Below are 11183 nucleotides of genomic sequence, written 5' to 3' on the forward strand. Positions count from 1 at the left end.
TGCAAACACATCCACAAAGTACCTCGGTTCACATACCCTGCAAACACATCCACAAAGTACCTCGGTTCACATACCCTGCAAACACATCCACAAAGTACCTCGGTTCACATACCCTGCAAACACATCCACAAAGCACCTCAGTTCACATACCCTGCAAACACATCCACAAAGTACCTCAGTTCACATACCCTGCAAACACATCCACTCGATTCACATGTTTTTTCCCATGTTATTTCGAAGGCGCAAGCAGGGCTTGCGCCTTTTTCAAAAAACTTTTTTTAGAATTTTTCCCAACATAAGAGACACTTAAGTATCGTTAGAAGACTTCTGTTTTTCTTTATTACGCTCTCCAGCATTTAACTTTTTTTGCGTTCTGACGTTACTTTCAGAAAGACCTACTGCTTTGGTTGTATTTTTTGCAGCATTTTTTGTACTTTGCGTTTTTTTCTCAACCCCACGAGATTGCACTTCTTTAAGCGCATCCTCATTGGATTTAACATCACGGGATTTTGTTGTTCCCTTTCCAACTTTTAGCTCCGCTTTTCCAGCCTTCGCTTCATCGGGATTGGTTTCATCAGCTTCTTCTATATTGACATCTGTTTTACCAACGTCTGTTTTCTTTGCTGTTGTTGTATCAGCCTCTGCCTTCATTGCTCCAGTTTTAGGCACAGAAGAAGAGCGCGGAGAAACACTCTCGTCTTTCTGTGTTCGTGAAGGAGGCTTTCCTGAAATAACCTCGTTAATTTCAGCCCCGGTTAAAGTTTCATATTCCAACAAACCTTGCGCAAGAGCGAACCATTCTTTCTTCTTTGTTTTTAAAATTTTTGTAGCACTTGTATAAGCATCCTCAATGAGCTTACGCACTTCAGCATCAATCATGCGAGCTGTTTCCTCAGAAATATTTTGTGTTCGTGCAACAGAATGTCCTAAAAAGACTTCATCCTGATTATCACCATAAGCAACATTCCCCAAAAGATCAGAGAATCCCCATCGTGTGATCATCGCACGTGCTAGTTTGGTCGCTTGTTCAATATCGGAAGAAGCACCGGAGGTAATATTTTCCTTTCCAAATTTTAATTCTTCAGCCACGCGTCCACCCATCATAATAGCCAGACGAGAAATCATCCAGCGATAACTCATAGAATAGCGATCCCCCTCAGGCAATTGCATAACCATCCCCAAAGCTCTTCCCCTTGGCACGATTGTTGCTTTATGGACGGGATCAGCAACAGGCACATTAAGAGCCACGATAGCATGTCCTGCTTCGTGATATGCAGTGAGTTCTTTTTCTTCTTGTGTCATGGCGGTTGACCGACGTTCAGCTCCCATCATCACCTTATCTTTTGCATCTTCAAACTCTTGCATAGTCACAACTCTCTTATTGCGGCTAGCAGCCATGAGAGCGGCTTCATTCACAAGATTCATCAGATCAGCACCAGAAAACCCTGGCGTTCCCCTTGCCAAAACCTTCAGATCAACATTAGGAGCTAAAGGCACATTGCGCACATGCACCTTCAAAATTTGTTCACGCCCAGATACATCCGGGTTTGGCACAACAACTTGCCGATCAAACCGACCTGGTCTTAACAAAGCAGGGTCAAGCACATCGGGACGGTTTGTTGCAGCAATAAGAATAATGCTTTCATTGGGTTCGAATCCGTCCATTTCGACGAGCAGCTGGTTTAAAGTTTGCTCACGTTCGTCATTTCCACCTCCCAGTCCAGCACCACGATGACGTCCAACAGCATCGATTTCATCAATAAAGATAATACAGGGTGCATTTTTTTTAGCCTGTTCAAACATATCGCGTACGCGGCTTGCACCAACACCAACAAACATTTCAACAAAATCGGATCCTGAGATGGTAAAGAAGGGCACATTTGCTTCACCTGCCACAGAGCGGGCAAGCAAGGTCTTACCGGTTCCTGGAGGACCAACAAGCAAAACACCCCGTGGAATACGCCCCCCTAGGCGTTGAAATTTTTGTGGTTCACGTAAAAATTCGACAATTTCTTGGAGATCCTGCTTTGCTTCCTCGACACCAGCAACATCTTGAAAGGTAACGCGCCCCTGCGCTTCGTTGAGCAATTTTGCTTTTGATTTTCCAAATCCCATAGCCCCGCGTGATCCATTTTGCATCTGACGCATAAAGAAGACCCACGCCCCAACAATAATAATAACAGGGAGCAAGGAAAAAAGGAGATTAAGGAAGATACTATTGCCAGAGCTTTCCGGAATAGCTTTGACATTTACATTTTTGTTTTCCAATTTTTGTATCAAACCTGGATCTCGTGGAGCATAGGTTGAAATAACTCTGTGTTCAGCGGTTTGTCCTGTTAATTTTTGACCTTGAATAGTCACCGATTTCAACTCATTATTCTCGACTTTTTGCAAAAATTCAGAATAGGAGATCTCTCCACCTCCGGAGCGCTGGCTGTCTCCATTAAAGAGAGAAAACGACACAATCAAAATTAAAGCAATAACCCCCCAGATGAGGAGAGAGCGGTAATTGGAATTCATATTCAGTCCACTTAATCAAATAGAGGTTTTAAACAGTTCCCTTTAACATATAACCTTGTCTCTTCCTTGCCAAGGGATGAGAGGAGGTTTATTGTCTTTTAGAGTCATTTTTCTTTATCTTTTCACCTCAAGATTAAAAAAAGGTTCCACCACATTAAAAAAAGCAAAATCTTCGCGTGATAAAAGCCAATCGAAAGGGGCCATAATTCGCTTTATGGTCACATTTTGATAAGAAACAGCATGATAAGTTAACTCTGGAATAACCCATTCTTTGTCAGTTGAGATCATCAGTAAGGATTGTAAAGAAGGAAAATGGGGATTTTCAAGATCAATATTGCTGTTTTGAAATAAAAATTTCAACTGTTTCATCCCTGCTGCTCCAACCTTTATGGCATCAGCGCCATGGTTGGTAATTTGATAGCGCCCATCCCATAAATGCGTTTCCCCTGGTGCAACAATCGCCTCTTTCATGTTGCGAGATTCGCGCCAAAGAGCAACCCCGTCTTTGTTACATTCAATGACAGATCCAGCATAAGTAAAGCGCTGCTTTTCTGATGAGCAAAGCGAGAGCTTTTGAAAAAGAATGATTAACTTTGAAGCAGAAAGCAAATAAAAGCCCCCACCCATCAACACCGCAAAAAGCCCAAAAACAAAAGGAAAAGCTGGGTTCTGCTGTAAAAATGGTGCAGGTTTTGCAATAAAACAACGTCCATATTCAACCATGATATCCAGAGCCAAAATCAACTCGGCAATAATTTGTGCCTGTTGACGACGCTTTAGCGCAGCTTTATGAACCCTTTGAGCAATAACAGAAAGTTTTTTTTGGTAAAGAGATTGGCGAACACGCACGCGTTCAAAATTGCGATCTTCATTGGTTGGATCATCAATCCATGTTTTGCCCTTTAAGCGCAAATAAGCACGCAATGTTTTGCGCTCTACACCAAGGAGCGGACGAATCAAGCGTATTTTTCTACACAACAAAGCTTCACGCGGGATACAAGATAAACCACGCGCATACATTAACCCATAGCTTTTTTGCGCAATATTTTCTCCAGCTTCTCCAGAACACTCCCCATCACATAGAGCCTCAAAGACCTCATGTTGTAAAATATCCGCCGGACTTTTCGTATAAACCCCATCATGCAGACCCTCAAAGGTTCGTTTCTCCTTCCCCCTTAACCCTTTCTGAAGGCGTTGGTATCGCATCTGATAAGTTTCAACCTGATCATTGAGCGTATGCCCTGTCATAATAAGCGTTGCATTTTGTTTTTGTGCTTCTTGAAATAAGAGATTATAACGTGCAATACGAGCACTTGAAGCAATATGCGTGTTTGGTTTTTTGCCTTCCCACCGCACAATGATATGTTTAATGCGATGGGCACGACAAATTTCTGCAACATTTTCTGCTTCACGGGCTGATTCTTTACGCAATTGATGATCAATGGTAACAGCAATCATTTCCGGAGGAATGGAGAGCGTTTCTAAATGGTCTTTGACTAAAAAAAGCAAAGCGAGGGAATCACTTCCCCCTGAAACAGCAAGAATCAACTTTTGACACTGAATAAAATCCGATGTTTTAAAAAGATTCTCTGCTAGTCTAACGCACACCGCGAACGGCTCCACTCTCCTTTAGAGGTTTACAAAAGACGGACTCTAATGTTTTAGAGTATTTTGATCTTTTTGCAAAAGTTTCACAAACCTTTTTATTCTTCTCAAGAGTAATCATACTTCTTGCTAATTTCAGCAAAATCTCAGAGGTGTAGAGCTTTTTTTTGTCTGCATACCATGCGTTAAGATAAACTTGTGCTGCTTCATAATAGCGCTTTTGTCCAAACAATGCCTCTGCCAACCAAAACAAAGCGTCATTATTCAAAGGATCTTTTTTATAATGTTGTTGAAAAGTACAAAAGGTTTTCTCAGCTTCAACATAGTTGGCAGAAAGAATAAAATCATAGCCTTTTTTATACAGTGCTTTGGAAGAAAGAAGAAAACGATCTTTACCCTGATGCAATTCAACAGGATCTCTTTCTTCATGTGTTTTCTCTAAACGGTTAGGCGCTTCTTTCAAAAGGTCTTGTGCTTTCTCAGCATCTTTATGCGTTTCCTGCAGATTTTTATTCGCTTTTTGCAAGCGATTATGTATTTCCTGCAAATAGCTTTCATAATCGTGGCTCTTCACTTGACCATCAAGACTCTTCACATTAGCAACACTGTTTTGATTATCTTCCGTGCTAAGCTCCTGAGCCATTCCTTCCTTTACAGTCTGCAAATTTTTATCCAAAGCAGCACTCTCAAGAGCACAAGAATAAATAGAAGAATCTTTTGTCTCAAAAAGCTTGTGGAATTGTTCTTGGACATTTTTCAGACTATTATGCTCAAGTACCCTTTGTATACTCTGTAAGAGCTTATCTAAATCATAGTCTTTAAACAAAACTTCCTGCTTCTCTAAAATAGACTCTCGATCTTGAATTATCCCGTGAACAGAGTCATCTGCATCGGAAGCAGCTTTCTCTACCTTATCTGCAGTCTTTCCCGCTGCATCGGAAGCAGCTTTCTCCACCTCATCTGCAGTCTTTCCCGCTGCATCGGAAGCAGCTTTCTCTACCTCATCTGCAGTCTTTTCCACTGCATCGGAAGCAGCTTTCTCCACCTCATCCGCAGTTCTTCCCGCTGCATCGGAAGCAGCTTTCTCCACCTCATCCGCAGTTCTTCCCGCTGCATCGGAAGCAGCTTTCTCCACCTTATCTGCAGTCTTTCCCACTGCATCGGAAGCAGCTTTCTCCACCTCATCCGCAGTTCTTCCCGCTGCATCGGAAGCAGCTTTCTCCACCTCATCCGCAGTTCTTCCCGCTGCATCGGAAGCAGCTTTCTCCACCTTATCTGCAGTCTTTCCCACTGCATCGGAAGCAGCTTTCTCTACCTCATCTGCAGTCTTTTCCACTGCATCGGAAGCAGCTTTCTCTACCTTATCTGCAGTCTTTTCCACTGCATCGGAATCCGAATCATGGGCAGAATATTGGGAAGCCCATCGGGCTGCACTTTGAACAGATGAAGCATCACAAACTATGAGGACAGCCATACACAAGACAGTTCTCCAATTTTTTTTACGACACATCCACATGTTTTTCTTCACTCAAGTTTTAATTGCTGTTCATATGATTAATTGTTGTTACAGCACGACGATTTTGGTTCCAACAGGAAATATCATCACACACTGCTACAGGTCTTTCTTTTCCATAAGAAATTGTTTGAATTCGTTGCGCAGAAACACCAAGAGAAATCAGATAATTCCGCACAGCAACAGCACGGCGCTGTCCAAGTGCTAAATTATATTCACGCGTACCCCGCTCATCGGCATGACCTTCAATCACGATAGAATAATAAGGATAATGAAGTAACCATTCTGCTTGGCGCATTAAAATACGTTCAGCATCAGGCTCGATTGAAGAAGAATCAAGACTAAAGAAAACGCGATCTCCAACACTAACGGTAAATTCTTGTCTCGAACCTGGCCCTGTTTGACTAAAGCCAGCATCATTCAAATAAGCGCTATTCATACCGTTGAGTGCACTAATATGTTTTTTGCTACAACCAATCAGAGACAGTGAGAAAAAAAGAACCACAGCGAAGGGATGAAGGATAATGTTTTTGGTAGAGCGCATATATTGATTCTCCTCAGTTAATAACCATGAAAATTGAAAGGATATAGCCTTTCAAGAGAGCATCAAGAAGTGTTGCTCATTCCTTATGAAAAAAATTTCCTCTCATCCGCTTTAGGTCTCCACCGTTTTTCAGCATCAAACGAGAAAAGCATTTAGACTGACCATGTACGCCCTACTTATGCTTCATCAACCTCATCCTGACGGCTTTTCTGCAGCGCGTTTAGTTTTGCAAAAACTTTATCGGCATCAAAACTTTTATGAGGATTGTCTTCACCCATATCTTCATTAAGATCAGCATTTTCTGTCACCGATGCTGGAAGTAAAGACTTATCTCCTTCTACAGAGATAGAGCGGTTTTTTGCAGCACGCTGGAGTTCGAAATCTAAATCAATTTGTGAACACAACCCAAGCCCTACAGGATCGAGAGGAACTAAATTAGCACTATTCCAATGGGTTCTAAGACGAATTTGTTCAATTGTTGCTTTTGTTGTGCCAATCAACCGTGCGATCTGTGCATCTTTTAATTCGGGATGATTTGTCACTAACCATAAGATACCATTGGGACGATCTTGACGTCGAGAAAGGGGAATATAGCGTGCACCTTTCCGTTTTTTTTCTGGGATGTGCACCTTAGACTCGGAAATTTTTAAGCGGGCATTTTGATCCGCCTCCACCCGAGCAATTTCACTGCGTGTCAACTGGCCAGAACTAATAGGATCGAGACCTTTAATACCATGAGCGGCCTCGCCATCGGCAATAGCTTTTACTTCCAACACGTGTAATTTACAAAATTCCGCAATCTGATCAAACGAAAGGGCAGTATTATCAACCAACCAAACAGCTGTGGCTTTGGGCATCAAAAGTTGCGTTGCCATCTCTATAGTATCCTCTCATTTCGCCTTTTTTAAAGGCCGGTTATTGCCCACTTTAGGAGCACTGGATCTTTTATTTATAAGTCTCTCTTATCTCCCACTCTTCTAAAGTGAGACATGGAATAAACCCCTTTTGCCATGAATTATATTTTATTATACTCTGATTTTTAATGAACGACAAGACATCTGTCTTATAATGATACTTAACAGAATATCTTTACCTTTACAGAATATCTTTACCTTTAAGACGAATTTTCTTATAAAGGGCTTATTCGACCATTTCATCTTTATACTGCAGCACATTTATTCTGGTGGGATACCTATTTCACCACTTTAAATTCGGGAACAATCCAACTGGAAAGAAAGTCCTCAAACTGGAAGGAAAACTATGGCAGGCCATTCACAATTTAAAAATATTATGCACCGTAAAGGGCGTCAGGACGCAATGCGCTCGAAAATATTTTCTAAGCTTGCACGCGAAATTACAGTTGCAGCCAAACAAGGTGCCCCTGATCCGGCCATGAATCCACGTTTAAGGCTCGCTGTTCAGAATGCTAAAGCACAGTCGATGCCAAAAGACAACATTGAGCGCGCAATTAAAAAAGCTTCCGGGGGTGATGTCGAACATTATGATGAAGTGCGCTATGAAGGATATGGTCCAGGGGGTGTTGCAGTCATTGTCGAAGCTTTAACAGATAACCGCAACCGCACTGCTTCAAACGTGCGGGCTGCTTTTACCAAATCAGGTGGAGCCCTAGGAGAAACAGGTTCCGTGAGCTTCATGTTTAATCGGATTGGTGAAATAATCTATAAAGCAGAGGCAGGAACAGCTGATACCATCATGGACGCAGCAATTGAAGCTGGTGCCGAAGATGTGCAATCAGAAGAGACCGAGCATCATATTACCTGCGCATTTGAAAATATCGGTGAAGTTTCTAAAGTGCTTGAAGCAAAACTTGGTGAAGCAGAATCAATCAAAACTATTTGGAAAGCCACCACCCTTGCGCCAGTGGATGAAGAAAAAGCTTTCTCCGTTTTACGGCTTATTTCGACATTAGAAGAAGATGATGACGTGCAAAATGTTTATGCTAATTTTGATGTCAGCGATGAGATTTTGGCAAAATTGTCTGGATAACCCCCATCCAATCATCGCTTCTCTTGCCCGCTCTTTTTGATTGAGAGCCTTATCACTGTCTACACTAAACATAATCGATTCTTCATTTGCCACAACAGAGACAAAACCCCACTTCAATAGCGGGGTCTCTCGTCATATAATGAAAACACTTTCAACAAAAATGTGAAAGTTTTCTGCTAATTTTTTCAAAGGATTATTTTCGAAAGCAATTTCCCTCAAGGAATCTCATCCCCTGCAGACAATAGCAGAGAGAATGTAAAGCTTTACAACAACTTCAAAGACATTGATTGTAAAAGCTAATAAACCACACCCTTAAACTGGAGCTATGGCTATCGTTGCGTAAATCGCATAGATTTTTATTCTGTTTACTTTTATTGAACCTATCATTTTTATTGTATATTGAGCAATGGTGACCATGCAGGATCAGAAGCATCATTGGGTGTGGGCAATTGTCGTTCATTGCGTCCCGTAATATCAATCGTATAGAGTTTGGGCCCCATGCCGGGATTTTTGCGAAAGAACATCAACACACGGCCATTAGGGGCCCATGTAGGTCCTTCATTATGAAAGCCTGTCGTTAAAATCCGTTCACCTTTTCCATCCGGATGCATAACACCGATAGAAAATTGTCCCTCCGATTGTTTTGTAAAGGCGATATAATCACCCCGCGGTGACCAAATAGGGGTAGAATAACTTCCCTCGTTTGAAGAAATACGCTGAATATTGCTACCATCCGCATTCATGGTATAGATTTGCGGCTTTCCGCTACGGTCCGATGAAAAAACAATTTGTGTCCCGTCTGGCGAATAAGAAGCTGATGTATCAATGGCTGAAGTTGTTGTGAGCCTTGTCATCGTACGGGTCCGTAAATCCATAGTGTACAGGTTTGCACTCCCATCATTTTGCAACAAACTCATGATCACTTTTTGTCCATCAGAAGAAAAACGCGGAGCAATTGTCATATTGTTAAAGGTACCAATTAACTCCCTTTGCCCCATTTCAATTTGTTGAAGATAAACATGAGGTGGTTGATTATGTTCATAGGCCATATAGGTAATTTCTTGTCGCTTAGGGGAAAAACGGGGGGTCAGCGCCAATTCACTGCCATCAGAAAGATAGATCAAATTTGCTCCATCTTGATCCATAATCGCTAAACGTTTGACACGTGCATTTTGCGGACCTGTTTCATCTATAAAAACAATCCGTGTATCAAAATAACCACTTTCTCCTGTCATTTCACTATAGATTTCATCTGCGATCATATGCGCAACCCGCCGCCAACGTTCTGTGGCCGTATAAAAACGCCGTCCTTTGAGCTGTCGATGTCCAAAGACATCCCATAAACGAAAATCGACTCTCAACCGCCCATCGGTTTCTCTTATCACTTGCCCAGTAACCAAACCTTGCACTTTTATTTTTTGCCAATGAGAAAAATGGGGCTGCCTGTTAGAATTGAAGATTTGTTCAGGAAAAGACGCCTTATCAAGGGGATAAAAAAGTCCCGATCGTTCAAGATCAGCTGTCACCACAGCTGCCATTTTCAATCCAAGCGAATCATTAGAAATAAAATCGGTAATTGCAATGGGAATAGGATTAAAGTCAGCACGAGAAATAGTACCTTTCAGTTGTGCATGAACCGACGAAAAACCCGAAAGCCACAACCCACAAGTAAAAATAAACCAAGAAAAAAATCTGTATCTCGTCATAACTATCATGGATCTGCACCCTTTCATCGCGCGAAACAAATAGACCTCTATCTCATCGTATAACTTCTTGAAGGGGATCAACATTAAAATCGAACCCCTGCCCCCACAAATCATATTGATCACGTGGGAGATCTGTGTAAGGTTGGCATGAAAAAACAGATGCATACACCTGCCTTATCATAATATCTTGTTGACTCTTAGCACCACTTAAGGGATCAATGATTGGATCTCCTACCACCATTCCTTCACGGTCTAGGTAAAATCGCAAACGCACCACTGGCCGGTCTTTTAAATCTCCGCCAAGAGCAACAAGTTTAAGCTTTCTTTGAATACACCCCCCCACGATACTTACCAATGTTTGTGCCATTTTTGTGGTATCATTAAGATTTTTTCTTGCCCCCAAAGCTTCTGGTTTACTGGAACGCTTTGCCCCCCCTCCTTGGGTACGTGCACGATTAAGCAGATTGTTTTCTTCCATTGCCAAAATATCTTGAATTTTCTGGTCAATCGTTTGATGATTTTGCTCTTTCTCAGGCTGCACATTCTGGGAGGAAGATTGTTTGGCAAGTTTTGGTTTAAACTGTGGAAAAGGAGATTTTTCTGGCAACACAATTTGAGGATCTGATTGATTTACTTTTAAAGGCACCTTTGGCAGGGCCTTTGGGGTCTCCTCTGACGTCTTCTCTAATGGCATCTCTGGCAAGGCCTTTGGGGTTTCCTCTGACGTCTTCTCTAATGGCATCTCTGGCAAGGCCTTTGAGATCTCCTCTGATGTCTTTTCTAAAGGCACCTCTGGCAGGGCCTTTGAGGTCTCCTCTGACGTCTTTTCTAAAGGCACCTCTGGCAAGGCCTTTGAGATCTCCTCTGATGTCTTTTCTAAAGGCACCTCTGGCAAGGCCTTTGAGATCTCCTCTGATGTCTTTTCTAAAGGCACCTCTGGCAAGGCCTTTGGGGTCTCCTCTGACGTCTTCTCTAATGGCATCTCTGGCAAGGCCTTTGAGATCTCCTCTGATGTCTTTTCTAAAGGCACCTCTGGCAAGGCCTTTGAGATCTCCTCTGACGTCTTCTCTAATGGCATCTCTGGCAAGGCCTTTGGGGTTTCCTCTGACGTCTTTTCTAAAGGCACCTCTGGCAAGGCCTTTGGGGTTTCCTCTGACGTCTTCTCTAATGGCACCTCTGGCAGGGCCTTTGGGGTCTCCTCTGACGTCTTCTCTAATGGCATCTCTGGCAAGGCCTTTGGGGTTTCCTCTGACGTCTTCTCTAATGGCATCTCTGGCAAGGCCTTTGA

The 11183-nt window shown here is 42.4% G+C and carries 7 protein-coding genes and 2 pseudogenes; 1 reads left to right on the forward strand and 8 read right to left on the reverse strand.

Going from position 1 to position 11183, the window contains the following annotated elements; genetic code table 11:
* Nucleotides 1-306: 306 nt before the first annotated feature.
* The 6 genes and pseudogenes from ftsH to HNQ69_RS05740 all read right to left on the reverse strand — a co-directional run bounded on the left by ftsH (nt 307) and on the right by HNQ69_RS05740 (nt 7057).
* Nucleotides 307-2520, reverse strand: coding sequence for an ATP-dependent zinc metalloprotease FtsH (ftsH, locus tag HNQ69_RS05720; protein WP_183229114.1), 2214 nt, complete (start codon nt 2518-2520; stop codon nt 307-309).
* Nucleotides 2521-2634: 114 nt separating this feature from the next.
* Nucleotides 2635-3579, reverse strand: a pseudogene (locus HNQ69_RS08345) (PP-loop family protein); the annotation flags it as partial.
* 110 nt (nt 3580-3689) lie between these two features.
* A pseudogene (gene tilS, locus HNQ69_RS08350) lies at nt 3690-4128 on the reverse strand (tRNA lysidine(34) synthetase TilS); the annotation flags it as partial.
* Nucleotides 4118-5635 (reverse strand): tol-pal system YbgF family protein, encoded by a 1518-nt coding sequence (locus HNQ69_RS05730; RefSeq protein ID WP_183229116.1) that lies wholly within the window; start codon nt 5633-5635, stop codon nt 4118-4120. The pseudogene tilS and the gene HNQ69_RS05730, both read right to left, overlap by 11 nt.
* Before the next feature lie 25 nt (nt 5636-5660).
* Complete coding sequence (gene pal, locus HNQ69_RS05735) at nt 5661-6182, reverse strand: peptidoglycan-associated lipoprotein Pal (RefSeq protein ID WP_183229117.1); 522 nt, start codon at nt 6180-6182, stop codon at nt 5661-5663.
* A gap of 176 nt (nt 6183-6358) precedes the next feature.
* The gene (locus HNQ69_RS05740; protein WP_183229118.1) at nt 6359-7057 is read right to left on the reverse strand and encodes a DUF1013 domain-containing protein; all 699 of its coding nucleotides are present in this window, start codon (nt 7055-7057) and stop codon (nt 6359-6361) included.
* A gap of 385 nt (nt 7058-7442) precedes the next feature.
* Between HNQ69_RS05740 and HNQ69_RS05745 the strand changes: the two genes are divergently transcribed.
* Complete coding sequence (locus HNQ69_RS05745) at nt 7443-8189, forward strand: YebC/PmpR family DNA-binding transcriptional regulator (RefSeq protein WP_183229119.1); 747 nt, start codon at nt 7443-7445, stop codon at nt 8187-8189.
* 389 nt (nt 8190-8578) lie between these two features.
* Here HNQ69_RS05745 and tolB read toward each other — a convergent pair whose 3' ends face one another.
* On the reverse strand, nt 8579-9901 hold the full coding sequence (gene tolB / locus HNQ69_RS05750; RefSeq protein ID WP_183229194.1) for a Tol-Pal system beta propeller repeat protein TolB: 1323 nt from the start codon (nt 9899-9901) through the stop codon (nt 8579-8581).
* A 46-nt stretch (nt 9902-9947) separates the two neighbouring features.
* Nucleotides 9948-11165, reverse strand: a complete 1218-nt coding sequence (locus HNQ69_RS08355; RefSeq protein WP_425486682.1) for a cell envelope biogenesis protein TolA — start codon at nt 11163-11165, stop codon at nt 9948-9950.
* Between the last annotated feature and the right edge of the window lie 18 nt (nt 11166-11183).

Source organism: Bartonella callosciuri, assembly GCF_014203215.1.
GTDB classification, from domain to species: Bacteria; Pseudomonadota; Alphaproteobacteria; order Rhizobiales; family Rhizobiaceae; genus Bartonella; species Bartonella callosciuri.